Raw genomic sequence first — 25,271 nt, 5'->3', positions numbered from 1 at the left:
CTTAGGAAAGCCTAAGCTAATAAATTCTTCTGGTAGTGCAACCTACCTATACCAATTGTGAATAACGGAAAGGATACTGCTGCCCGTGAAAATCACTCGGATCATGGCGACAACAGCTACCGCTGCACTCCTCCTGAGTGGCTGCTCAGGAAACACTGGAAGCTCCGCATCTTCGCAATCACAAAGTGCCGCGGATAGCATGGCTCAAAGCGCAGCACCCACTTCCTTCACCATCGAATCTAACCTTGGAACAGCCACACTCACATTGCCAATTAAACGTGCAGCTTCCCTTGATAATCGCACTTTTGAAGTCTTGGCTGCATGGGGAATCCCACTGGTAGCCGCACCTCAAAATCTCATTCCCTCAACGATTACCGCCTACTCGGGACCCGATGTAGCAAATGTGGGAACCCATCGTGAACCTAATCTTGAAGCCTTAGTCGCAGCTCAGCCTGATCTGATTATCTCCGGACAACGCTTCAGCCAGCACAATAAAGACATTGCTTCTTTAACTGATGCGCCTGTCATTGACTTTGAACCACGCGAAAATCAGCCATTGGATAAAGAAATAATCCGTCAAGTCGAAAACCTCGGAAAAATCTTTAGCAAAGAAGCTGAAGCAAAAGAACTCATTGATAACTTCACTGCCGCAATTGAACGTGCAAAGAAAGCATATGATGGAAAATCCACGGTCATGGCAGTCAATGTTTCTGGCGGTGAAATCGGCTATGTCGCACCTTCAGTTGGTCGCACCTGGGGGCCACTCTTTGACCTACTTGGCCTCAAACCTGCACTTGAAGTTCCTGAAGGAACACACTCACACACAGGCGACGATATTTCAGTGGAAGCCATTGCAGAATCCAATCCTGCATGGATTTTCGTCCTCGACCGTGATGGTGCTATAGCCGCCGACAAAGCTGGATATACACCTGCAGCTGATGTCATTGCACATAATCCAGCACTGTCAGGAATCGACGCGGTTGCTCACAAACGCCTTGTTGTCGCACCTTCTGACACCTACACCAATGAATCAATTATCACCTACACCGAAATCCTCAATAACATAGCTGAGGCATTCGAGGCAGCCCATTCCTAAGGTGCTACTGCGGTGTTGAAAACACACTCTAACGGTACAGGCTCGGAATCGCTAACACAGGGTTTGGAGCCTTGCCCTGCACAATTTTCTGAAGAAACACCTGCCCCTGAAAGAGGTCGCACGCGCAGATTAACAGTGGGACTACTCATAGCAACATTTGCTGTACTTACCCTGCTTTTGATTAGCCTTGCGACAGGTGAATACTCCATACTTACCGGTTCTGAAGGTAGCCGCATGTTCTTTGATGTGCGTATTCCTCGGACAATTGCACTGATTCTTTCCGGTGCAGCCATGTCGATGTCCGGTTTAGTCATGCAACTCATTACACAAAATCGTTTTGCAGAACCGACAACAACAGGGACAACCGAATGGGCAGGCTTAGGTTTGCTGCTTGTTATGGCAATCTTTCCGGGAGCTTCCGTTCTTACACGTATGACAGGTGCGGTATGCGCAGCATTTGTGGGAACAATGGTTTTCTTTCTACTTTTGAACCGCGTATCATTACGTTCTTCGCTGCTTGTACCAATCCTTGGCATTATGCTCGGTTCTGTTGTATCAGCAGTATCAACATTCATTGCCCTACAAGCAAATATGCTGCAATCTTTAGGAATCTGGTTTCAAGGTTCTTTTACATCTGTCTACACCGGTCAATATGAAGTCCTCTGGATTGTGGCGGGAGTTGTCGCCATTGTTTTCCTTCTCGCTGATCGTTTAACCGCTGTTGGTTTAGGGGAAGATGTAGCAACTAGCATAGGTGTGAATTACCGACGAATGGTTCTTATCGCCACAGGACTTGTTGCTATGGCAACGGGCGTTGTCACAGTTGTTGTTGGTTCTTTACCGTTTTTAGGATTGATTGTTCCCAACATTGTGTCCATGGTGCGAGGCGATGACCTGCGTTCCAACCTGCCGTGGGTTGTTGTGATGGGAATTGGTTTGGTGACCGTGTGTGACCTACTAGCGCGAATAATTATTTCTCCCTTTGAAATCCCTGTATCTGTGATTTTAGGGATCCTTGGTGCGAGCGTATTTATCGTACTTGTCATCATGCGCTCACGAAAGAACAGCCTATGAAAACATGTGACGTTAAAAAACATCCAACACATGTGCGCTCACAGGCTTTTCCTACGCGAAAAGCACACAGACGCTGGTGGATTCTTTTTATCGCCATGTGCCTACTCGGATTCATTATGTGCCTAGCTTTGCTGATGTGGGCAAATCCAGTAGAGCCAGGGACGCGTGCGTTTTGGCTTATCGTTCAACGACGGAGCAGTGCTGTTATTGCTATGCTCATTGTTGCTGTATCTCAGGCAATGGCCACCATCGCTTTCCAAACAGTTGCAGCCAATCGGATTATCACCCCCTCAATCCTTGGATTTGAGTCCCTATACCGAGCAATCCACACATCCACTATCTTTTTCCTTGGCGTGAGCGGCCTAGTTGCTGCCCGCACACATGAAACATTCGTGGGAACCCTCATACTGATGGTGGCTATGTGTTTGTTGCTCTATTCGTGGTTACTTACCAGCAAATACGCGACCCTACACGCAATGTTGCTGCTTGGGGTTGTCATAGGCGCAGGTCTAGGTTCTATATCAACCCTTATGCAGCGTTTGCTCACCCCAAGTGAATTTGATGTACTGACGGCTCGTCTTTTCGGTTCAGTCAATAATGCAAGCGACGAATACTATCCCATTGCCATTACGCTGGTTTTAATATGCGCTGGGGGCCTTTTCTTGTTGTCACCTCGCCTCAATATCATGTCTTTAGGACGTGAAATGGCAATTACTCTTGGCGTGAATCATCGTAAGACCAGCATCCTTGTGCTTATTCTCGTATCAGTACTAATGGCTACCTCAACTGCGTTAGTTGGCCCCATGACTTTCTTAGGTTTCATGGTGGCAACTTTGACCTACCAGTTTTCTGGAACTTTTGATCACCGACGGCTTTTTGCTATGGCTATTGCTTTAGGTGTTGTTGTCCTGACAAGCGCCTATTTCATTATGAATCACATCTTTAATGCGCAAGGCGTTGTTTCGCTCATTATTGAATTTATTGGTGGCCTCACGTTTATTATTGTGATTCTCAAGAAAGGACGATTGTGATTACTCTTCGTGATGTAGTAAAGAACTACTCCGATACAGTGCGTATTGGTCCTGTCACTCTTGATATTCCACGAGGTGGTATTACTGCTCTCGTTGGTCCAAATGGTGCAGGTAAATCAACGCTACTCACAATGATTGGGCGCCTTTTAGGTGTCGATGAGGGGGTCATTGAAGTTGCTGGCATGGATGTGACAACAACAAAATCAGCGGATCTTGCACGAATACTTTCTATTTTGCGTCAAGAAAATCATTTCGTATCTAGACTTACTGTGCGTCAGTTGGTTGGTTTTGGGCGTTTTCCGTATTCGCATGGTCGTCTCAGTGAGGCAGATGAAGCGATTATTTCACGCAGCATTGATTTCCTTGGTATGAGCGATCTTGAAGGGCGCTATCTTGATGAATTATCAGGTGGACAGCGTCAGCGCGCATATGTTGCAATGGTTTTATGTCAAGAAACTGAATATGTGCTCTTAGATGAGCCACTGAATAATCTTGATATCGCTCGTTGTGTGGATATGATGCGTCATCTGGCACGAGCCTGTGTTGAATTTGGGAGGACAATTGTGCTTGTCCTTCATGACATTAATTTTGCTGCGAGTTTTGCTGACCAGATTTGCGCAATGAAAAATGGGGAAGTGGCCTATATGGGCACTCCTGCACAGATTATGCGCGACGAAGTTTTGAGCGATATTTTTGAAACACCGATTCGTGTCATTGAGGGGCCGAGCGGTCCGGTTGCGTGTTACTGCTAAATTCTATTCCTCGGGAAAAGTGCCCCCGACAGGATTCGAACCTGCAACCTCGGGATTAGAAGGCCCTTGCTCTATCCATTGAGCTACGGAGGCGATATCACAGGCACTCTATCAGAATGATGTCCCGACCCCAAAGAATGATCATTTTCATGATATTTGTGAGTGCTACCTAGGGGTGGGCGATCCTACATCCTGTGTCTTTTATATATGACCTGCTTGCATATCACATAATTTCAATATGTGGACAGTTTCTGCCTTGAGAGCAGGGCACGTCATACTGGGTACATGACCGCTTTCGAGATGCTGATGATGTGCCGCCCCCAGTGCGGTTCCATGTGCTCTCGAATGTGTATGTGATCGACGTCCCAGTTCCCTTGTCGATCCAGCCGCAGATCAAAGCCTCAAAAATTTCTATCGGAATTAGGCATGCGGCTCCGTAAGAAACGGATACACAAAAATGACTTTGAAATTTTCCCCTGAAACTGTCTCTGCCGCTCATCAAACTTCCTTTGAAGAATTTTTGCAGGTATTAAATAACCTTCATTTAAGCCCAGCCCGCGTTGAAATTGATATTGATAACCGCCATGTCATTATTGATGGTATTCACCTGCTTTTATGCCACAAAGAATTTCAATTGCTAGCACACTTAGTTCTCCACAGTGACCGGGCTGTGTCGCGTGAAGAACTTTTTAACACTGTGTGGCAGGGCAGCGACTTGGATGCACAATCGCGCACAGTTGATGCGCATATTCGTCGTTTGCGTGCCAAGTTAAATGTGCCTGACCTCATTTCTACTGTTCGTGGCGAAGGATACCGTTTTAATTCTTCACCGGAAGTACGTGTGCAGATTTCACGCGCTCATGCTTTGGTGGCCTGAGGTTTTATTCGCTTCCTACGTTACTGATTTGTTGTCAAAAGTCGTATAACCCTAAGAAGACCGGTTCCTTATCATCTGATAATTCACTGATGGAAGTGACCTCGTGAAAACGTGCCGCAGACTTTTCCCATAGGTTTAGATCACTAAACGGTAAAAATCAGAATCAGCTTGCAACTCTTCGACATGCAAAGGGGATTCTTCCATACGTGCACGCAAAGCATGAATATCTGATTTATCGGATAAATCAATGCCTACAAGGGCAGGACCAGAATCACGATTATTCTTCTTGGTATATTCGAAATGCACAATATCGTCATGTGGTCCAAGCACACCTTCAAGGAACATGCGGAGCATACCTGGCTGCTGTGGGAATGTCACAAGGAAATAATGACGCAAACCTTCATGCCGCAATGAGCGTTCCATGATCTCCGCATAGCGCGTTAAGTCATTATTACCCCCGGATACGAGGCAGACGATTGCGCCGTCATGACGACCAAGTATCTTTTCACGTGCTTCAGCTGTTTTCAAAGAATGTAAAGTTGCTGTGGAGGTAAGAGCGCCTGCAGGTTCGGCAATCACACCATCAGATTGGTATAGCTCAAGCATTTCAGTACATACAGCACCTTCAGGGACAACAAGTATGTCATCGACTTGTGCCATAACTGTTGTAAAAGGAACTGTTCCTGCACAGCCAACAGCTGTACCATCAACGAAAGGATCAACGTGATCTAAACGTACAGGATGTCCAGCATTTAACGCAGCATACATACTTGCTGCTCCACTTGGTTCCACACCGATAACACGAACATCAGGACGCAAGTCGTGTAACGCGGTCACAATGCCAGCAAGCAGTCCGCCTCCCCCAACAGGGACGAGGACAGCAGCAGTATTTTCAGGCATTTGTTCAGCTAATTCAACACCGATTGTTCCTTGTCCTGCAACGGTCAATGGATCATCATACGGGTGAATGTAAGTGCGATCAGATACGCGAGCAGCTTCTTGTGCTAGAGCATTCGCTTTATCAAAAGTGCCATCGACTATTACTTGTTCTACCCACTTGCCTCCAATATCGGCTATGCGACGGCGTTTTTGTGTAGGTGTGTTTGAGGGCAGATAAATGGTGCCACGAACTTTCAGATGGGCACACGCGTAGGCAACTCCTTGAGCATGGTTACCCGCAGAGGCGCAGACGACTCCACGTTCACGTTCTGTAGGAGTAAGAACAGCCATACGCGCATAGGCCCCTCGTACTTTGAAAGAACGGCATTTTTGGAGGTCTTCACGTTTAAGATAGACATCAGTGCCAAGGGCGGCTGATAAACGTTCAGAACGTTCCACGGGGGTACGGCGCACAATTCCCTGAAGAATATTTGCGGCAGAGTCAATAAGTTCAGGACTCACGGGCAAAGTGTTCTTCGGGGCAGACATGTTTCCTCCTGACAAAATACGTGCTTTGGGATTGTAAACCTCGCAATATGGGCTGTGACGTGATGCCCGCAGCGTGGAAAGAAAAATCTGTTCCGCTGCGCATATGTGAGGCAAAAGAAAGTACTCGTATGAAGATGAAAAAGCGGATGAGTCTTAAAATAGGAGGGTGAATGCGAAACTAAAAGATCCTTTGGTGTGGATTGACTGTGAAATGACAGGGTTAGATGTCGAAAAGGATGCACTGATCGAAGTCGCAGTTGTTATCACGGATTCAGAGCTTAATATCCTTGATCCGGGGATTGATGTTCTTATTGCTCCGCCGTCTGAAGCTTTAGAACATATGAATGATTTTGTGCGTCACATGCACACGTCCTCAGGTTTGTTGAAAGATTTGGAGCGTGGTGTTTCTTTAGAAGAAGCATCTGCTCAAGTGCTTGAGTATGTGAAACGTTTTGTTCCCTTGGCGCGTAAAGCTTTACTTGCAGGTAATTCAGTGGGGACCGATAAGAAATTCCTTGAAGCCTATATGCCTGAACTTGTTGACTACCTGCACTATCGCATTATTGATGTGTCCTCTGTAAAGGAATTAGCGAAACGTTGGGCGCGGGTCGCATTTGATGAAGCGCCAACGAAACATGGAGGCCATCGCGCTCTTGCGGATATTTTAGAATCCATTCAGGAACTGAAATATTATCGTCGAATTTTGTTTCCTTCTCATGGAATATCGCGTGAGGATGCGCGGGAGGCATCTCGTGCAGTCGTTGCGGAAGGAATAGTTAGGTAGCTGGAAATGAACTGAATACGCTTGAACGTATTTACGGATTTTCTTTACTTAAAGACTCATAAGTGTGAGCACTATCAGCGTCTGTACTTCTCTTTATCCACAAGGTGCAGCTTTTTCTTTTCTTTATCCACAGTTTGCATGGAAAAACTAGGCATCAAGAGATTTTTTCGGCACTGTGGAGATATCGCTTCATAGGTGAGATTCATAGGAATCAATGAGGCGTGTATGCCACTGAAAGGAGAAAACAATGGCTGAGCACATGATGACATTACGTGGACGTGTGGGGACAGAACTGATATTGCATAAAGGAACACAAGGGCACAGGTTTATACGTTTCCGTTTAGCAGTCCCGCAATGGCGCATGAAAGATTCAGGTGAGTTTCAAGAAATAGGGACACGTTGGTATTCAGTGAAAGCATGGGACCAATTAGGGGACAATGCTTTACTTTCTTTACATAAAGGGCAAAAAATCATTGTTGTTGGTCGTCCTACGGCACAAGCTTGGCAAGATAAAGAGGGGAATATACATTCAGCTTTATCGGTGACAGCAATAACAATTGGGCATGATTTAACTGTAGGGACTAGTCGCTTTACCTCGCTGCATAGCAATGAAGTAAAGGAAGTAAACGCTCAGACGAAGGATTCTGCTTCACAGAATATTTCTAGAGAAAACAACACAAAAGAATCAGATATGGCATGTGAGTCGATACTTTCACATATGTGGGTTCCAGGCCCACTTGATTCTGAAAGTTCTATGGATCTGTCCTCACACAGTAATGAATATCCACAGCAACACGTGAATGACGATGAATGTTTTGAAGATTCTCAACAAAATATCCTCGTATAAAGGCTCCTAACAGACGCTGAAAGTGATTGATAGAAAGAAATGATGCGGCCTATTCCTTGGAAAATACCTGTGGTTTGTATTTAGGGGGAGGAAAAGTTTTTATGCGGTGGGATAGGCCACTTGATGAGCTTTGCTTGATCGTTCATTTGTCACCATGCTTTAGCATGGAAGTGTATATATAGACAATCTATTTCAACCCTGGATGGAGCACAGTGGCTGAGTATATCTACCAGATGATTAAGGCACGTAAAGCGCACGGCGATAAGGTCATTCTTGACGACGTGAGTATGTCGTTTTTCCCCGGTGCAAAAATCGGTATGGTCGGACCGAATGGTGCTGGTAAATCATCAATTTTGAAAATTATGGCGGGCCTTGATGAGCCTTCCAACGGTGAAGCACGCCTGACCCCTGGTTATACAGTTGGCATACTCATGCAAGAACCAGAACTCGACGACACCAAAACTGTTGTCGAAAATGTGCGCATGGGAGCTGCGGATACTTTCGCAAAACTTGAGCGTTTTAATGAAATATCCGCAGAAATGGCTAATCCAGATGCGGATTTTGATGCACTCATGGAAGAAATGGGCACGCTGCAAACAGAAATTGATGCCCTCAATGCATGGGATATTGATTCACAGCTGGAACAAGCGATGGACGCGCTCCGTTGCCCACCAGCAGATCAGCCGGTAAATGTTCTGTCAGGTGGTGAGCGACGTCGTGTGGCTTTATGTCGCTTGCTTATTGAGGCTCCGGATCTGCTCCTTCTTGACGAACCAACGAACCACCTAGATGCAGAATCTGTCTTATGGTTAGAAAAACACCTTGCAGATTATCCTGGTGCTGTTATAGCAGTCACTCACGACCGCTATTTCTTAGATCACGTGGCAGGATGGATCGCTGAAGTTGATCGAGGTCACCTGTATCCCTATGAAGGAAACTATTCCACCTATTTGGAGACAAAAGAAAAGCGTCTACAAGTTCAAGGACAAAAAGATGCGAAACTGCAAAAACGTCTGAAAGAAGAACTTGAGTGGGTTCGTTCTAACCCGAAGGGTCGCCAAGCCAAATCGAAAGCACGTTTGGAACGCTATGAAGAAATGGCAGCGGAAGCCGAACGTACTCGTAAACTGGACTTCGAAGAAATCCAGATTCCGCCAGGCCCCCGTTTAGGGAGTGTTGTCATTGAAGCAGAAAACCTGATGAAAGGTTTTGGTGAACGTACCCTCATTGACGGTTTATCTTTCTCTTTGCCACGTAACGGAATCGTTGGGGTGATTGGTCCAAATGGTGTCGGTAAAACCACCCTTTTCAAAACAATCGTTGGCTTAGAACCTTTAGATGGTGGCGACCTCACAGTTGGTGAGACAGTCAAAATCTCCTACGTAGACCAGAGCCGTGCAGGTATCGACCCTGAAAAAACCCTGTGGGAAGTTGTATCTGACGGTCTTGACTACATACAGGTTGGCAACGTGGAAATGCCTTCACGCGCATATGTGTCCGCATTTGGTTTCAAAGGTGCCGATCAGCAAAAGCCAGCTGGCGTACTTTCTGGCGGTGAGCGTAACCGTTTGAACCTTGCGCTTACACTCAAACAAGGTGGTAACTTGTTGCTTCTTGACGAACCAACAAACGACCTTGATGTGGAAACTCTTAGCTCCTTGGAAAATGCGCTTCTCCAATTCCCAGGCTGCGCCGTAGTTGTTACCCACGATCGCTGGTTCCTTGATCGCGTAGCGACACATATCCTTGCGTGGGAAGGAACAGAAGAAAATCCAGCTAACTGGTACTGGTTCGAAGGGAACTTTGAAGCATACGAGGCAAATAAGGTGGCGCGTTTAGGTGAAGCTGCTGCTAAACCTCATCGCGTAACACACCGCAAACTCACTCGTGGCTGAAATAAATCAATAGCGGCAGGAAACACAGCCGCACGTGAAACAGAATCCTCCGAGCAGGTAATGTGAATGAGTCATCACAGTTACCCGCTCGGAGGGTTTGTGCGTACAAGGGTGTATGTCCTCAATAGTTTTTCTGATAGCTGCATGTACGCACCGTATAGCTCCCATATAATGCGTACACCTAAGCTGATGTGCGTAAATAGTGGCAGTAATGATACGTGCAGGAATAAAAACTTACCGGCAACAAGCGAAAACTCGATGTCAGCTGCCTACACCTAAGCCATACCTACCGAGACCTGACCACGAGAATCCACACCAAAACCCCAACGATCAGATCCTTGATGTTCTTCTGTTGGAATACGCAACATACCTTGCTGCTCGGCCTCAGCGACTAAAATCCCCTCTCGAGTGAAAATACGTGTACGTGTCAAAGTCCGACCACTGTTCACGTTAAAACACGTTCCCTCATATAAAAGCCACTGATTCATATCCACATCACGATGAAACCACATGGAATGGTCAAGTGAAGCCGCAGACATTCCTGGAGTCATCCACGACAAGCCTAAAACACGCATTGCCGGCTCAAACATGACCTGATCGACAACGTAGGCTAAAAGCGCACGGTGAATATGCTGAGACAATGCAGGAGGCATTGAAGCCCGTGGACGCATCCACAAATGCTGAATATGGGCGCGGGCAGGATCCGACCCCGTGTACAGATTATTCTCCACATGGCGAACATCAAAAGAAGCTGTTTTCCCAAGGAAACGTCCGACAGGATGATCCATTGCGCGGAAAATTTCAATCGCAGAACGTAAACCTTCAGGCTCAGGCACCTTCGGGGCAGGTACAACAAACTCAAGACCATTTTCAGGAGGAGCAAAAGAAGCAGACATCGTCAATATCTCCCGCTCATCTTGGAAAGCACGCACAAAACGTGACGTAAAAGAACGCCCTTCACGTATCCGTTGCACCGCTAAAGTAAAAGCATTTTCAGGATTGCCACCACGCAAAAAAGACGCATGAAGTGAGTGTGCCACACGTGAAGGATGCTCCAAAGTTGCAGCGGCAGCAAGTAAAGCCTGAGCAACAACTTGCCCACCATAAACTCTGCGAACTTGAGGAAGCGAATATGCGGTAAAAGTATCATTTTCTACTTCACGCAAAGACAAAATCCGAAGAACAGAAGCAACAGGTTCTTCACTTGTCAAAGGCACAGGAATAGGTCGAGTCATACATATATTCTTCATGAGGCATCGTGGTTTTTCCTGAGAGCACGCACCAAATCACAAAGAACAACACAATGAATATGCAGATCACACACATAAAATAATGTGAACAGGTACACGTTGCTACATCTGAGATAACAGATCAAAGTTTTCGTTCTCACCTGCAAAAAGTCCTAGGATGAAAGCGGAAAATACCGAATACGCAAACTGCTATACAGCAGATAATTCGCTACGCTTTACCATGTAAACGCCCAGTGATAGTGTCTTGATCTGCGCGATGCAATAAACACAAAAAAGGGGAATCAGTGGACGCTCAGACTCCAGCAGCTCACGACATGGATTTACTGCGCCACCTAGCTGACCTCAATGGTATTGCAACACATTTTTGGGACTGGTACGGACAACGCAAAGACGTATCTGCAGATTCTCTGTTACGTGTCCTTCAATCTTTAGATTTACCTGTCACACCACAAGCTACCCGTGCTGATATCCACAATGCCCTCAAAGAAACAGAGGACCGTCACTGGCGTCGCTTGCTCCCAACAACTGTTGTCGCCCGTCAAGGTGAAAGCCGTGAATTCAATGTTCATGTTCCCGATGGATACTGGGTATATGTGGAATGGGTGAGCGAAGAAGGTGCTCGCGGCCACTGTCAGCAGCAAGACCGTTGGGTTCCTCCCCGTGAAGTAGACGGACAAGTGATAGGTCGAGCCACTTTTACTGTGCCCTCAGATATGCCGTTAGGGTGGCATCGCTTGGTCGCAACTGCTCAAGATAATCAGACCTGTGAAGCTACACTGATTGTGGTTCCTCAACGTCTGAATGTTCCTTTAGCTGATGGGCCACGTCGCTGGGGGGTAGCAGCTCAGTTGTATTCGATCCGTTCCCGTACCTCATGGGGGATGGGCGATACGGCAGATTTGGCTGATATTTTAGCTTTGTGCGGACAGCAGGGTGCAGATTTTTTGCTCATGAACCCTGTCCATGCGTGTGCGCCTATTACACCGATTGAGAATTCCCCCTACTTACCGGTGAGCCGCCGCTGGGTGAATCCTTTATATATTCATCCAGAATCTATTGAAGAATACGCGTTCCTTTCTGAATCGGACCGCGAGTATGTGCAGCAACTGCATGAGGAAACGAATAAGGCAACAGGAACGGCAGCCTATATTGATCGTGATGTAAGTTGGACAGGTAAATGCAAGGCGTTGGAGCGTATTTTTTATCAGCCACGCAGCATACATCGTGAGATTCAATTCCGTACTTTCGTTGAAAAATGCGGTGTGGATTTAGAAAACTTTGCACTGTGGTGCGCTCTGGTTGAAGACAAAGGCAGCCTAGAACTACCAGAAAATATGAGCAACGTTCATGCTCCTGCTGTAAAGGAAGCACGTCATTACTTCGCTGAGCGCGTCTTATTTTGGCAATGGTGTCAGTGGGTAGCTTCTGAGCAATTGTCCCATGCTCAGGCTCTGGCTCGTTCGCTAGGAATGAACGTGGGAGTCATGGCTGATTTAGCTGTGGGTGTACATCCGACAGGTTCAGATGTGTGGTCAATGCCGACGGTATTTGCACGTGGAATGAGTGTGGGTGCTCCGCCGGATATGTACTCCCAGCAAGGTCAAAATTGGTCGCAGCCACCGTGGTCTCCGCGTGGTTTAGCTGAGGCTGGTTATGCGCCGCTACGTGACATGTTACGTGCGGTTTTGGCACATGCTGGCGCGGTTCGTATTGATCATATTTTAGGTATGTTCCGTTTATGGTGGATTCCTGCTGGCCAAGAAGCAAGTGCCGGAACGTATGTTTATTACGATCATGAGGCCATGGTGGGTGTGCTTTTATTGGAAGCTCAGCGTGCAGGGGCACAGGTAATCGGTGAAGATTTAGGCACGGTAGAGCCATGGGTGCGTGATTATCTACGTGAGCGTGGTGTGCAGGGAACTTCCGTATTATGGTTTGAAAAAGACCAAGCGGGAGATCCTTTACATGCGCAGGAATATCGTACGGAATGTCTTGCTGCTGTAACCACTCATGATTTACCGCCCACTGCTGGTTATATTAATGGAATTCAAACGAGCTTACGTCATGAGCTTGGCTTGCTGGTTGATGATATTCAGACAGTGCGTCAAGCTGATAGGGACGAACAAGAACGTATGCGCCTACGCCTATATGAGTATGGCCTTTTAGATTCTGATTCAGCCCCAACTAACAATCACACGGATACCTGTGAGGTGGATACGCAGACTTTCGTTGAAGCTTTACATCGTTATGCGGCGCGTACTCCTGCACGTTTAGTGGTGGCTTCTTTAGTGGATGCGGTAGGGGATATGCGCCCACAGAATTTACCAGGAACATATCGGGAATATCCGAACTGGTGTGTCCCATTGTGTAACGAACAAGGTGAAGAAATAACAGTTGAATTGTTAGCACATAATGATCGTTTTCATTCGCTGTCTCGCGTGATGCGTCATGAACTCAATGATTGTTCTTGTGAAGCATCATCTGTGGGATGAGCTTTCCCTCTGAGGAAATACTCGTTTTCCTACTCGGTGATCCTCCAACAAAATATGCCCTGTAGCTTGTACAGGGCATAAATTTTAGTGCGCAGCGTATTTACTCTGGCACGGTAAAAAGTGGTGCACCAACCTCTATATTTGAATGAAAATTCTGTGCGGGCACAATATGAGGTGGCCCATGCAAAATGATAACGGGAACAGAAAGATCAAAACCCGCCTCATGGGCAACAGAAGTATCCCAGCGAATAAGTGGTTCACCTGCGGCTACACTATCTTTTTCTTCACGTAATGTCGTAAAGCCGTGGCCGTGGAGTTTGATCGTATCAATTCCTAAGTGAATGAGGATATCGGTTCCCTTCAGTGTTCTAAGAACAAAGGCATGCGGGAACACTTTGATAAGTGTGCCAGTTGCTGGCGCGCACAATTCATGTATGTGACCTGCACTCGGGCGGATAGCAACACCGGGACCAATGATTTCTCGCGCAAATACAGGATCAGGAACTTCCGATAAGGGCGCAAGAAGACCTGCGATAGGTGAATGCAAGCTAATGGTCACCTGAGTGCCTCAATTTCTGCTGTGATTTCTTCAGCTTCAGGGCCCATGACTACTTGAAGTGATTGACCAAGGCCAACGACACCGAAGGCTCCAGCTTTTTCGAGGGCGGATTCGTCCACACAATCGGTGTCTTTCACATCAACGCGGATACGCGTAATACATGCTTCAATGGTAGTGATGTTGTCCCATCCTCCAAGTGCTGAGAGGATTGATTCTGCCTGCGTCATAGGTGCCTCCTCGTCGTAGCGTGCTGATATTTCGCGCAACTTATGTGTTAACGATAGTCCTTTGAAGTATTCTATGTGTGGCTTTGGGCCTGTGAATATGCGGTTTTTATTACCGGTGACTATTCGGCAAGTCCAAGTAGAGTTAATGCTTGTGCCAAACCGTCCTCAGTGACCGGTGCGGTGACGTAATCAGCAGCTTCACGGACCTGCGTGGGAGCTTGACCCATTGCAACGCCGCAGCCTGCGACCTGCAAAGCCTCAATGTCATTATGCGAATCACCAATAGCCACACTGTGCTGGCGAGCAATACCTAAGTAATCGCATACCAGTCCCATTGATGCGCCTTTAGAAATATGAGAAGGCATAAATTCGGCAACTGTTGTATTACCTGCAGCTATCGACCCTGGGATATAACGGATTCCGTCAGGTAAATGATGAGTCAGAATATCCAGCAGGTTATCGCACGCTGGAATATAAGCGGTGCATTTCGTTATGGTATCGGGTGTGCCTTGGCGAATAAAAGGTGTAATCACCTCATTGTATTCGCGCCATCCGGCTGCTTCAGGTTTATCCATTGCATGTGTGAAAAAGTCGATGAAACCAGGGCTGGGATGCATAGCGTCAACACCTTGCCATAAGTACACGGCATTCAAGTTACTCAAAAGAGAATCAAGAGCTGTGATTTGTTGTGAGCTGAGGCGTTCATCTTGTAGGACTTGATCTGCGACACGTACATATGCGCCGCCTCCACCGATGAATCCTGAAAAACCTAAATCCCATAGACGAGGGTAAATCTCAGGCAGGGAACGCCCAGAGGACAAAAACAGGTGATGCCCTTTTTCTTGAGCTGAACGACAAGCATGAAGCGCTGAGGTAGGAATGCGCTGCTCATGCGTGATAAGTGTGCCATCAATGTCAACGAAAAGTGCAACGGGCCCTTCGGAAAGAAAAGAACGAAATGAGTGCAGAGCTGAGTTCATAACTTTTATCCTGCCATAGCTTACGGGGGACGTGTACCTATTTTTGAAGTAAGTGAAAGGAAAAGGCGCAGTATGTTGTAGGGGGGTATAGATAAGCAGTGGAAGCAAAATAGGCTTTGGTAACGAAGTGGTTACAGCGTGACAGATTGTGTGCGGCCTTTGACAGATCATGCATAACGAAAGGCGCTCTTTACCTGCCTGTCAATACCATCGTAGGTGGACATCACATGTGGGGGACAGCCCCCGACGGCAATGGAGCCACAACCTATTGGGTGGGTAAGGCTCTGGAGCTTCGGTGTATGCCCAGGCAACACATGACAGCCCGAAAACGGGATACAGTTTGAGGAGACTCACGAATGCGGAAAGTACGAGGCACAGGCGCAGTCGCTGCAGTCGGCGCAGTAGCTTTCGTTTTAGCAGGATGCTCATCTGCTAATAACACGCAGGCTTCCGGTGAGAGTAATGCCGCTAAGACATTTACAACACAGGAACTAACTGACGGAAAAACAGAATTCACTCGCGTAGTGAACCCTAACGGTGGTGCAACTTTAAGTTTCGCAACCGGTGGAAGCATGAAAGTGATTGAAGTTGTTGATGGCGACTACACTTACGCTTTCAAAGATATGAATGCAAATGGCACATTGGACCCCTTTGAGGACTGGCGCCTAGATGACAGCGCGCGCGCAGCTGATTTGGCTCCACAGTTGTCAAAAGAACAGCAAGCTGGTTTGATGCTGTTCTCATCTCATGAACGTGCTCCGGGCGATGGCTTGACCGATAAGCAGAAAGAATACTTATCAGGTTCGCATTTGCGTGCAGTTTTGAATGCAGGCACTTCTGATGCGAAGCAGAATGTTCAGTGGGTCAATGAAATGCAAGCTTATGTGGAAACACTGACCAGCGCACAAACCCCGTATGTTCCTGTGAACTACTCATCCGATCCTCGTTCTGATGCTTCCAAAGACAAGTCTTTCAGTGAGGTTGGTGAAATCTCGAAGTGGCCTTCCTCATTAGGTTTAGCGGCGACATTCTCACCTTCCACTGTGCTGGAATTCGCTAAGGCTGCCTCCGCTGAATACAAAGCATTAGGTATCGGCACTGCGCTTTCGCCTCAGATTGACTTGGCAACGGAACCTCGTTGGCTTCGTGTCTCTGGCACTTTCGGTGAAGACTCAACAATGGCTGGCGACATGGCTAAAGCATATGTTGAAGGCTTCCAGGGCACATTTAGTGCCGATGGTGCCAACCAAGGGTGGGGTAGTGAATCAGTCAATGCCATGATTAAGCACTGGCCAGGTGATGGTGTTGGTGAAAGCGGTCGTGAATCGCATACCAATGCTGGTAAATATGCTGTTTATCCAGGTGATAACGCACAAGAGCACCTCTCCGTCTTTAAGAAGGCTCTGGAATCTGCTGCGGTCATGACTTCCTACTCTGCTGCTGTGGCAGCTGATGGCAGCCCTGAATTTGCTGAGCTGAAAGGGACATCCTATGACTCAGGAAAACTCGATGCTCTCCGTAAAGATGCGAACTACCAAGGTGTTGTTGTCACCGACTGGGGTGTAACTAAGGCTTCCACGGATGCTGACCAGCCGCGTATCGCTACCGGTTGGGGCGTTGCAGATATGACTGTTGACGAACGTCACTTTGAAATCATTAAGAATGGCACCGACATGTTTGGTGGCAATAATGATGTGGCTCCGGTTCTTGCCGCTTACGACATGTGGCAGGAAAAGTTCGAGAAGGGCGAACTTGAGGTTGATGCAGCTACCCGTTGGGCACAGTCTGCGCAGCGCATTTTGACCATGGGATTTGCAAATGACGGATTCGACAATCCTTTCCTTGTCCTTGAGGATTCACAAGCCGTTGTTGGCTCACAGGATAAAGTCGAGGCCGGTCGTGAGGCACAGCTTAACTCCATCGTTATGCTGAAGAATGCTGATAACACCGTGAAATTTGATGCCCAGGCGGATTATTCCGATAAGGTCGTTTACATTCCTCAAACCGCTGACCTTGGCAGCCCAAGCCTCTTTGGTGAAGCTGAATACACTTACGGTCCTAGTGTTGATGTTGATGTGGCAAAGAAGTTCTTCAAAGATGTTGTCACTGATGAGGTGACCTTGGACGCTGATGGCAAGATCAGTGAATACAAGGTTCCGGACCTGTCCAATGTAGATATGGTTCTGGTTGGTATGCACTCTCCAACTTCAGGGAATAACTTCAGCAAGGCTGGCTGGGATCAAGAAAACAACACATGGTACCCATTGTCCTTGCAATACCGTCCCTACACCGCTGATGGGGAGCATGTTCGTACCCAGTCAATTTCTGGTGACACACTTGCTGACGGCTCAAAGGAAAACCGTTCCTACTTTGGTCACACTTCTCGTATTACTAATGCCGCTGATTTGGATGCGCTACTGCGTGCGCGTGAAGCCATCACAGCTTCAGGTAAGAACATTCCTCTGATCGCCGTTATCAAAGCAAATAACCCTGTGATCCCCGCAGAATTTGAAGAACAATCTGATGCGATCTTTGTAGGCTTTGGTACTGCTGATGAAGCACTCTTACGCGTCGCTCTTGGCTTGCACAAGCCTGCTGGCCGTCTGCCTATCCAGTTCCCCAAGGATATGGATACAGTAGAGGCAAATAAGGAAGACGTTCCTAAAGACGTGACTCCTTACACTGACTCTCAGGGCAACACATATGATTACGGTTTCGGTTTAGGCGCTGACAATAAGCCACTGAAGTAAAACCATCACACTGGGTAGGTGGCTGTATGAGTCACCTACCCAGGTTCCCACACAGGAACCCGGAAGGAAAAACATGAAAAACTCACTTCTTCGTATCACGCTGGCAGCCTCACTTGTTGTCACCATGGGCATTGGTCTTGCTGCATGTTCTAGCAGCTCCTCCACACAGTCAGGCGCCTCTGCATCAGCTGCAAGCGGTGAAGATTCAGCAACGAAAGCTGACCTGGAAAAGGCGCTGCAGACTGTGAAAGATACCTTGGCTTCTAAGCCTGAACTCACACAGATTTACTTGGCGAATGACGTGGATAAGCCCACCGAAAAATACGGAATGCTTGTTGTTCCTTACGCCTACTCAGATGCCACAGAAAAACTCACAACCTCTATTGTGGAAATTAATGGTGGCAAGTATGTGATTGGCGCAGTTGCTAAAGAATCACAAAAGACTTGGCAGATTGACCAAGATGGCAAAATCTCGGAGAAAACCAAGTAATAATCACAAAGACGTCTGCTCCTATCCGGGGGCAGATCTGTGGGGGACAGCTCAGAGCCGCCGATCGGTGGCTCTGAGCCACTACCATATTTTAACTTATACGAATTTTTAATCGAGGAGTTGGGCCGGTGGGCGCAGCAAGGATAAAAAAGCCGATGACAAATAAAAAGTTCTTGGCAATCTGGGTGCCGATTCTCGCAGTCTTTACTGTCTTTGTCATCATTGCTAATATAGCTATTGGTATTTTTGATAAGTGGATTGAAGGTGTCCTTGGTGCAGGAACCTATACAGTGAACAATAGTGAGCAAGGGAAAACATGGGATACTTCCTACTACACTGCTGACTATGCGAGCACTGAAGAACACGAAAAAGCTGCCGCTCAACTCATCGAAGATATAGCAGGTGAGGGTATTGTCCTGGCGAAGAACGTATCTTCAGCGTTACCGTTAAAAGCTGGAGCGCACGTAACCATGCTGGGTCGTGCAGCAGTAGACCCCATCTATGGCGGCTCCGGTTCTGGATCAGTGGACACAACCTCAGCTGTTAATGCGCGAGCAGGGCTTGAAAACTCTGGTTTCAGCGTGAATGAAGTGGCTTACCAAACCATTGCCGAATATGCGAAAGCCAACCGTCGCGCGGTAATCGAAATGGATAAACCAGAAATCTCCTCCTACAACATTGGGGAGCTTCCTGTTACGCAGTATGAAGCCATTCAATCCACTTTTGCTGACTATAAAGATGCGGCACTGGTGTACATCGGCCGTGGCGGTGGTGAAGGTGGTGACCTCACACGCGACATGAATGGCTGGGATGACAACTACACTCCAGGTCAGCACCAACTTGAGCTGAATAAAGACGAACTGGACCTACTTAACCTGGCAAAAGAACACTTTGACACGGTTGTTGTTGTCGTGAATGCTTCAACACCTATTGAAATGGCTCCTATACAAAATGACCCTGCAATTGACGCAGTTTTACTGATCGGTTCACCTGGCCTGTCAGGTTTTAACGCAGTGGGCAAAGTTTTGAGTGGTGAAATTAACCCATCTGGTCGTACAACTGATATCTGGGCAGCAGACTTTACGCAAGATCCGACATACGTGAACTTCGGTCACTTTGCTTATGATGATCTGAAAGTTTCCTATCCGTCCAATGTGCTGAGCTCTGTGGCTTCAAATGCGAAAGTATCTGATACTGCGCCTTTTGTGAATTATCAAGAAGGTATCTATGTTGGCTACCGCTACTGGGAAACTGCTGCCGCGGAACAATTCATCAACTACGATCAAGCGGTTGTTTACCCATTTGGTTACGGTCTGAGCTACACCAACTTTGACTGGAAAATTGTTGGCACTCACACAGAAAATACCGATGGCACTCTTTCAGTTGATGTGGAAGTAACGAATACAGGAAATATTCCTGGTAAAGAGGTCGTAGAACTGTACTACACCGCCCCATACACTCGTGGCGGAATTGAAAAACCTGAGGTCGTTCTTGGTGCTTTCGCTAAAACAGATCTGATCGCTGCCGGTTCCTCACAAACCGTTACACTGACTATGCGTGCAGAGGACATGGCCTCCTATGACTACAAGAACGCTCACGCATATGTTCTTGAAGCAGGAGAGTACACCCTGAGTGTACGCACCAATTCACATACTGTTGCTCCCGGTACTGAACCTGTGACCTACACGGTCAAGGACACTATCATTTACGATGACAAGAACCCTCGTTCACATGATAAAACTGCTGCAACAAATCGTTTTGATGATGTTTCTTCACAATTTACTGATGAGGCTTCACACAGCGGAAAGATCGTGAATATGTCACGTGCTGATTTCGCTGGTACTTTCCCTCAAGCACCTGAAGGCGACCTCCTGCACGCAAGCGAAGCTGCACGTCAAGGTTTTGCCGTGTGGGACCATAAAGCTGTTGCTGATTCCTCCAAAGCATCTATGCCGAAAACTGGAGCAAAAACCGATTTGACGTTAGTGGATTTGCGCGGTTTGTCCTATGAGGACCCAAAGTGGGATGAACTCCTTGATTCGCTGCATGTGTCAGATATGACAAGTATGTTGCTTAATGGGGCCTATACTTCAGCGGCTTTACCTTCGATTGCAAAACCAAAGGCGGTGGATCTTGACGGGCCAGCAGGCTTCTCGTCATTCATTAATTCCTCTGTTAATGGCCCTGCGTACCCTTCAGAATTCACGATTGCACAAACATGGAATGTGAAACTTGCACAGGATATGGGTGTGATGATGGGGAATGAATCCTTGTTGAAGAAGGTGTCCGGTTGGTATGCGCCTGCTATGAACCTGCACCGCAGTCCTTTTGCCGGCCGTAACTTTGAGTATTACTCAGAAGACCCATACTTGTCTGGTGCGATGGCTGCTGCAACCTCACAAGGCGCAGCAACGAAAGGTCTGTACACAACACTCAAACACTTTGCGTTAAATGACCAGGAAACTAACCGCAGTAATAACGGTGTCGCAGTTTGGGCGAATGAGCAAGCGATCCGCGAACTCTACCTCAAACCATTTGAAATGGCTATTAAAGAAGTCAAAATGCCCGTCACATACATTTCTGATAAGCAAGGGACACGCTCAGAAATGACCGTCGGTGCTACTGCTGTTATGAGCTCATATAACCGTATTGGTGCGACGTGGGCAGGCGGTAATAAGGCTTTAATGACTGATGTTTTACGTGGAGAATGGGGTTTTGAAGGCTTTGCGATCTCGGACTTTAACTTAAATAGCTATATGAGTCCGGACCAAAGTATTGAAGCTGGTACAGATTTGACTCTGGCTTTTGCTCCCTCCAAGAGTTTTGCAGATACTACCTCAGCTCATGCTGTCTCGAATATCCGTCACGCAACAAAGAACATCCTCTTTGCTGTAGTAAATTCAAATGCTATGGACGGACAAGCGCCGGGAGCAACCGTGTCATACACGCCCCCAACGTGGAAGTACATTCAGTGGGGTGTAACAGGTCTATGCGCAGTCATTATTGTGCTAGGTGCCTATGGCCTGTTGCGTCGCTGTCGTAAGCACAGCGCGGCGACAGTGAGCGTGGAAACAGCAGTACAGAACTAGTCTGACTGGCGCTCGGCATATCGCACTGTGAGGGTGAGGATCTATTAGGTCCTTGCCCTCACAGTTTTTGTTGGATGCACAAGAGGATCTTTGTGCATATACCTCGCATATATACCTTTGTGTCGTGCATATACACGTGATTACATCCGTAACGATGTAAAACATGGATGAAAAGTGACAAATTATGTCGTTGCAATGGCATAAGCGTGAATGTGCGGCTTGGATAGAAGTTGAAAGATCGCTGTTTTTATCAGCAGTGTCGGCAAAGGAGCCCTAGGAGGTAATCGTGAAGGCCACAGCTGAGACGCTCACACTTATTGAAGCTGCCGCTTTACTTTCCGGTACTTCAGAGTGGGATTCCCGAGCGCTTCCCAAACGAGGTATTCCTTCATTCGTTATGTCAGATGGGCCTCACGGGGTCAGGCGACAGCTAGGGTCAGGCGATCACTTAGGGATCGCTGCTGCTGAACCTGCCACATGTTTTCCTACAGCTGCAACAGTGGCCCATTCATGGGACCCGGAGCTTGCTGAGTCTATGGGTGAAGCATTAGGAGCAGAAGCGCGATCATTGGGAGTGGATGTTCTTTTAGGGCCAGGTCTTAATATTGCTCGTTCTCCTTTATGCGGGCGAAATTTTGAGTATTACTCTGAAGATCCCTATTTATCAGGGAAAATGGCTGCTGGTATGGTGAGGGGTATTCAATCGCAAGGAGTTGCCGCCACGCCGAAACATTTTGCGGTGAATTCACAGGAATTACGTCGTCAAGCTTCTGATTCTGTTCTTGATGAACGTACTATGCGTGAAATTTATTTAACCGCTTTTGAAATTATTGTCCGTGAATCGCATCCTCGTGCCCTCATGTCTTCCTACAATAAAATTAATGGGACATATGCGCATGAAAACGCTCATTTACTTACTGATATCCTCAGGAATGAATGGGGTTTTGATGGGATGGTTGTTTCCGACTGGGGTGGTTCTAATTCAGCTTCTGCAGCGGTAAGGGCTGGTGGGTCTTTAGAAATGCCGGCTCCGGGCCTTCATTCTGTGCGTGAAATCCTTGCAGCAGTTGAAGCCGGTGAGATAAGTGAAGCCGATGTGCGTGCTCGTGTTGCTGAAGTAATTGCTATTGCACGTTCGGCTCATTCGCATGAAGAACGTCCCACATATAATCGTGAGGCTCACCATGAGCTTGCCCGTCAAGTGGCACGCGAATCTATTGTTCTGATGCGAAATAACGGTATTTTGCCTCTGGCTTCCGGTACTCGTGTTGCGATTATTGGTGATATGGCACAAAATCCGCGTTATCAGGGTTCGGGTTCCTCGCAGATCAATCCGACTCAGCTGGAAAGCCTGTGTGATACAGCGACAAATGCTGATGTGCATGTTGTGGGTTATGCACAAGGATACGATCGTTTAGGCAAACCGCGGCCAGATCTTATAAGTGAAGCATGCGAATTAGCTGCTCGTGCTGATGTGGTTGTGCTGGCTTTAGGTTTAGATGAGCTTTCTGAGTCTGAAGGGCTTGATCGTCAACATCTGCAGATCCCGCAAGTTCAACGCACTTTGCTTGAATCTTTAGCGAGTATCAATGATCGTATTGTTGTTGTGCTTTCAGCAGGATCAGTTGTTGAAACCTCATGGCTGACATTTACTCAGGCATTGGTTCATACATGTTTATCAGGGCAAGCCGGCGCAAGTGCTGCATGGGATATTCTGATGGGGCATGCTGAGCCGTCAGGACGTCTATCGCAAACATGGCCATTGCGTTTAGAGGATCATCCGACTTGTGGTTTTGTCCCTTCACATGAACCTTTTTCTGTGTACCGTGAAGGTCCGTATGTGGGCTACCGTTATTTTGATACCGCTGAAGTTCCTGTTGCTTTCCCTTTTGGTTATGGCCTGTCGTATGCAACGTGGGAATACTCAGATATTGTTCTGGCATCTGAGGGCGTTCGTTTCACAGTGACGAATACATCTGATCGTGCAGGTGTGTGTGTTCCACAAATGTATGTTGCTCGTCCGGGGAAAGTATGGGGACCAAGGCGTGAACTGAAAGGCTTTGCGAAAGTCAGACTTGAAGCTGGCGAAAGCACAGAGGTTTTTATTCCTTTTGACCAGTACACATTCCGTCATTTTGATCGCGCTCACCACAAATGGCAGGTTGAAAGTGGCCGATGGACTGTGAGCATTGGGAATAATATTGCAGATTTGGTTTTGAACGCTACGTGGGATGTCGCATCACAAGATGACAATAGTGCTGAAGGGTATGAAGCGATTCCTGTGCCGTATCAAACAGGCCATGTACGTGACCTAAGCGATGCAGATGTGGCAAAGCTCCTAGGATATCCTGTGCCTCAGCATCAAAAAGCAACAGTGTTGACTGTAAATGATCCGCTGTCGAATATGGTTTATTCCCGTAGCTGGGTTGCGCGTTGTGCAGGCCGTATGCTTGAAAAGAAAAAAGCACAAGCGGATGCCACAGGAAAACCTGATCTGAATATTTTATTCCTGACAAATATGCCTTTTCGGGCAATGGGGAAAATGAGTAAGGGCCTGATTTCCACGCAAGCAGTTGATGCAATTGTGGAATGTGTTAATGGACGTACTTTCCGAGGACTTGGGCATTTAATTCGTGAAATCGTGAGAACACGCAGGCAAAATCGTCAGACTCAACGGGCCATTGATGAAGCTGTGACACGTAGCGAAGCTGGTCACGCATCTGCAGCCTCATGAATAAAATCCTGTGGCGCATTCGATGAATCAACGAATAATTTCATTGCTGTCAAAATTGTGTCACTTATTCTCTCAATGTCAGAACTTAAAAGTGAAAGAGATAAAAATGTTTCGCGGACTTGCTGAAAAATGGAATTCTTTTGCAGAAAAACACGTGACAAGTTCTCAATTTATCGTGTTTTTTATCCTTTCAAATGGGGTAACGCTTCTTCAGCTTATACTTATGCCCGTTTTTAAGTGGGTTTTCGGTAAAACGGCACTTGTAGATACAGCTTTCCAATTTTTACCTATCGGTATGAGTAATGGGGTTGTCGTTTACATGTTTGATTATGCGGCAGGTCCGGTAACTCCAGAAGGATTTGGCGGTGGCTTAGCCTATTTTCTTGCCGTGCAGATTACTTTACTTATTGCACAGGTTATTAACTTCTTTGCTCAACGAAATATTACTTTTAAGTCAAATTCATCCGTGTGGAAAGCAGCCATGTGGTACGCGATTGCATATGTGGCGATCACAATTTTAGCTGCAGCTTTACAAGTGGTGTATAAAGCCCCTATTTATTCTTTCTTCCAGAGCTCTTTCGGGATGGGAATGGGGCAGGTTATTGCTGACGTTCTCACGATGATTATTAACTCGGCGATTTCTTTCTGGGTATTCTTCCCGATTTTTAAGGTGATTTTTCGTCAGGTGCCAGAAGAATCTGCTGAAAAAATCAAAACACCTGTTGTGACAGCAGATTCTATGAGCTCCTGAATAAATCCTCTAACCTGCCCTCCTTCATATCATTAAATTTTAATGGTAGGGGAGGGCGCGCGTATTTCTTGAGGCCGTATCCTGTGTTTCTTATGAAAAAGAACGAATAGAGGTAAAGATATGCTGCAGAATAATGGAAAAATCCTGTATTTTAATACTTTCATC

At 47.0% G+C, this 25,271-nt stretch carries 19 protein-coding genes and 1 tRNA gene; 14 read left to right on the top strand and 6 right to left on the bottom strand.

Annotation, left to right across the window (positions count from 1 at the left end; translation table 11 throughout):
• Window positions 1-85 precede the first annotated feature (85 nt).
• The 4 genes from LRP57_RS03775 to LRP57_RS03760 all read left to right on the top strand — a co-directional run bounded on the left by LRP57_RS03775 (window position 86) and on the right by LRP57_RS03760 (window position 3,953).
• Window positions 86-1,096, top strand: coding sequence for a siderophore ABC transporter substrate-binding protein (locus LRP57_RS03775; protein WP_231205186.1), 1,011 nt, complete (start codon window positions 86-88; stop codon window positions 1,094-1,096).
• 135 nt (window positions 1,097-1,231) lie between these two features.
• Window positions 1,232-2,170 (top strand): ABC transporter permease, encoded by a 939-nt coding sequence (locus LRP57_RS03770; RefSeq protein ID WP_442984704.1) that lies wholly within the window; start codon window positions 1,232-1,234, stop codon window positions 2,168-2,170.
• Window positions 2,167-3,201, top strand: coding sequence for an iron chelate uptake ABC transporter family permease subunit (locus LRP57_RS03765; protein ID WP_231205185.1), 1,035 nt, complete (start codon window positions 2,167-2,169; stop codon window positions 3,199-3,201). The genes LRP57_RS03770 and LRP57_RS03765 overlap by 4 nt, the downstream gene beginning before the upstream one ends.
• Window positions 3,198-3,953 (top strand): iron ABC transporter ATP-binding protein, encoded by a 756-nt coding sequence (locus LRP57_RS03760; protein ID WP_231205184.1) that lies wholly within the window; start codon window positions 3,198-3,200, stop codon window positions 3,951-3,953. Before LRP57_RS03765 ends, LRP57_RS03760 begins: the two co-directional genes overlap by 4 nt.
• Window positions 3,954-3,973: 20 nt before the next feature.
• Here LRP57_RS03760 and LRP57_RS03755 read toward each other — a convergent pair.
• Window positions 3,974-4,046: transfer RNA gene (locus tag LRP57_RS03755), tRNA-Arg, on the bottom strand.
• A 364-nt stretch (window positions 4,047-4,410) separates the two neighbouring features.
• On the opposite strand from LRP57_RS03755, the gene LRP57_RS03750 reads away from it, so the two are divergent.
• Window positions 4,411-4,830 (top strand): winged helix-turn-helix domain-containing protein, encoded by a 420-nt coding sequence (locus LRP57_RS03750; RefSeq protein WP_231205183.1) that lies wholly within the window; start codon window positions 4,411-4,413, stop codon window positions 4,828-4,830.
• Window positions 4,831-4,965: 135 nt separating this feature from the next.
• Here LRP57_RS03750 and ilvA read toward each other — a convergent pair whose 3' ends face one another.
• The gene (gene ilvA / locus LRP57_RS03745; RefSeq protein ID WP_231205182.1) at window positions 4,966-6,258 is read right to left on the bottom strand and encodes a threonine ammonia-lyase IlvA; all 1,293 of its coding nucleotides are present in this window, start codon (window positions 6,256-6,258) and stop codon (window positions 4,966-4,968) included.
• A gap of 166 nt (window positions 6,259-6,424) precedes the next feature.
• On the opposite strand from ilvA, the gene orn reads away from it, so the two are divergent.
• From orn to ettA, 3 genes are all read left to right on the top strand, one after another.
• Window positions 6,425-7,042, top strand: coding sequence for an oligoribonuclease (gene orn, locus LRP57_RS03740; RefSeq protein WP_442984675.1), 618 nt, complete (start codon window positions 6,425-6,427; stop codon window positions 7,040-7,042).
• A 247-nt stretch (window positions 7,043-7,289) separates the two neighbouring features.
• The gene (locus LRP57_RS03735) at window positions 7,290-7,889 is read left to right on the top strand and encodes a single-stranded DNA-binding protein (protein ID WP_231205181.1); all 600 of its coding nucleotides are present in this window, start codon (window positions 7,290-7,292) and stop codon (window positions 7,887-7,889) included.
• A gap of 212 nt (window positions 7,890-8,101) precedes the next feature.
• Window positions 8,102-9,784 (top strand): energy-dependent translational throttle protein EttA, encoded by a 1,683-nt coding sequence (gene ettA / locus LRP57_RS03730; protein ID WP_231205180.1) that lies wholly within the window; start codon window positions 8,102-8,104, stop codon window positions 9,782-9,784.
• Between the two features lie 275 nt (window positions 9,785-10,059).
• Here ettA and LRP57_RS03725 read toward each other — a convergent pair whose 3' ends face one another.
• The gene (locus LRP57_RS03725; protein ID WP_231205179.1) at window positions 10,060-11,019 is read right to left on the bottom strand and encodes an acyl-CoA thioesterase; all 960 of its coding nucleotides are present in this window, start codon (window positions 11,017-11,019) and stop codon (window positions 10,060-10,062) included.
• Window positions 11,020-11,318: 299 nt separating this feature from the next.
• On the opposite strand from LRP57_RS03725, the gene malQ reads away from it, so the two are divergent.
• Window positions 11,319-13,526, top strand: coding sequence for a 4-alpha-glucanotransferase (malQ, locus tag LRP57_RS03720; RefSeq protein WP_231205178.1), 2,208 nt, complete (start codon window positions 11,319-11,321; stop codon window positions 13,524-13,526).
• A gap of 100 nt (window positions 13,527-13,626) precedes the next feature.
• On the opposite strand, the gene LRP57_RS03715 is transcribed toward malQ, so the two are convergent.
• From LRP57_RS03715 to LRP57_RS03705, 3 genes are all read right to left on the bottom strand, one after another.
• Window positions 13,627-14,085: a PTS sugar transporter subunit IIA gene (locus LRP57_RS03715; RefSeq protein ID WP_231205177.1), complete on the bottom strand. Its 459-nt coding sequence runs from the start codon at window positions 14,083-14,085 to the stop codon at window positions 13,627-13,629.
• On the bottom strand, window positions 14,082-14,312 hold the full coding sequence (locus tag LRP57_RS03710; protein ID WP_231205176.1) for a glucose PTS transporter subunit EIIB: 231 nt from the start codon (window positions 14,310-14,312) through the stop codon (window positions 14,082-14,084). The genes LRP57_RS03715 and LRP57_RS03710 overlap by 4 nt, the downstream gene beginning before the upstream one ends.
• A gap of 119 nt (window positions 14,313-14,431) precedes the next feature.
• Window positions 14,432-15,292 carry a Cof-type HAD-IIB family hydrolase gene (locus LRP57_RS03705; RefSeq protein WP_231205175.1) on the bottom strand — a complete coding sequence of 287 codons (861 nt, stop codon included), beginning with the start codon at window positions 15,290-15,292 and terminating at the stop codon, window positions 14,432-14,434.
• 356 nt (window positions 15,293-15,648) lie between these two features.
• Between LRP57_RS03705 and LRP57_RS03700 the strand changes: the two genes are divergently transcribed.
• From LRP57_RS03700 to LRP57_RS03680, 5 genes are all read left to right on the top strand, one after another.
• Window positions 15,649-18,042 (top strand): glycoside hydrolase family 3 N-terminal domain-containing protein, encoded by a 2,394-nt coding sequence (locus LRP57_RS03700; RefSeq protein ID WP_231205174.1) that lies wholly within the window; start codon window positions 15,649-15,651, stop codon window positions 18,040-18,042.
• A 73-nt stretch (window positions 18,043-18,115) separates the two neighbouring features.
• Window positions 18,116-18,532: a hypothetical protein gene (locus LRP57_RS03695; RefSeq protein ID WP_231205173.1), complete on the top strand. Its 417-nt coding sequence runs from the start codon at window positions 18,116-18,118 to the stop codon at window positions 18,530-18,532.
• A 155-nt stretch (window positions 18,533-18,687) separates the two neighbouring features.
• Window positions 18,688-21,621 (top strand): glycoside hydrolase family 3 N-terminal domain-containing protein, encoded by a 2,934-nt coding sequence (locus LRP57_RS03690; protein WP_231205172.1) that lies wholly within the window; start codon window positions 18,688-18,690, stop codon window positions 21,619-21,621.
• Between the two features lie 286 nt (window positions 21,622-21,907).
• The gene (locus LRP57_RS03685) at window positions 21,908-24,355 is read left to right on the top strand and encodes a glycoside hydrolase family 3 C-terminal domain-containing protein (protein WP_231205171.1); all 2,448 of its coding nucleotides are present in this window, start codon (window positions 21,908-21,910) and stop codon (window positions 24,353-24,355) included.
• Window positions 24,356-24,461: 106 nt separating this feature from the next.
• Window positions 24,462-25,106 (top strand): hypothetical protein, encoded by a 645-nt coding sequence (locus LRP57_RS03680; RefSeq protein WP_231205170.1) that lies wholly within the window; start codon window positions 24,462-24,464, stop codon window positions 25,104-25,106.
• Window positions 25,107-25,271 lie beyond the last annotated feature (165 nt).

This window comes from Schaalia sp. lx-260, assembly GCF_021083645.1.
Taxonomy (GTDB): Bacteria; Actinomycetota; Actinomycetes; order Actinomycetales; family Actinomycetaceae; genus Pauljensenia.
The sequence above is the reverse complement of the archived record's forward strand: the minus strand, read 5'-3'. Positions and strand labels throughout refer to the sequence as shown.

Coding starts and splice junctions, on each gene's coding strand:
- LRP57_RS03680 (WP_231205170.1), top strand. CDS start 24,462: ATGTTTCGCGGACTTGCTGAAAAATGGAATTCTTTTGCAGAAAAACAC.
- LRP57_RS03705 (WP_231205175.1), bottom strand. CDS start 15,292: ATGAACTCAGCTCTGCACTCATTTCGTTCTTTTCTTTCCGAAGGGCCC.
- LRP57_RS03690 (WP_231205172.1), top strand. CDS start 18,688: ATGACAAATAAAAAGTTCTTGGCAATCTGGGTGCCGATTCTCGCAGTC.
- ilvA (WP_231205182.1), bottom strand. CDS start 6,258: ATGTCTGCCCCGAAGAACACTTTGCCCGTGAGTCCTGAACTTATTGAC.
- LRP57_RS03735 (WP_231205181.1), top strand. CDS start 7,290: ATGGCTGAGCACATGATGACATTACGTGGACGTGTGGGGACAGAACTG.
- LRP57_RS03765 (WP_231205185.1), top strand. CDS start 2,167: ATGAAAACATGTGACGTTAAAAAACATCCAACACATGTGCGCTCACAG.
- LRP57_RS03695 (WP_231205173.1), top strand. CDS start 18,116: ATGAAAAACTCACTTCTTCGTATCACGCTGGCAGCCTCACTTGTTGTC.
- LRP57_RS03725 (WP_231205179.1), bottom strand. CDS start 11,019: ATGACTCGACCTATTCCTGTGCCTTTGACAAGTGAAGAACCTGTTGCT.
- LRP57_RS03710 (WP_231205176.1), bottom strand. CDS start 14,312: ATGACGCAGGCAGAATCAATCCTCTCAGCACTTGGAGGATGGGACAAC.
- LRP57_RS03700 (WP_231205174.1), top strand. CDS start 15,649: ATGCGGAAAGTACGAGGCACAGGCGCAGTCGCTGCAGTCGGCGCAGTA.
- LRP57_RS03750 (WP_231205183.1), top strand. CDS start 4,411: ATGACTTTGAAATTTTCCCCTGAAACTGTCTCTGCCGCTCATCAAACT.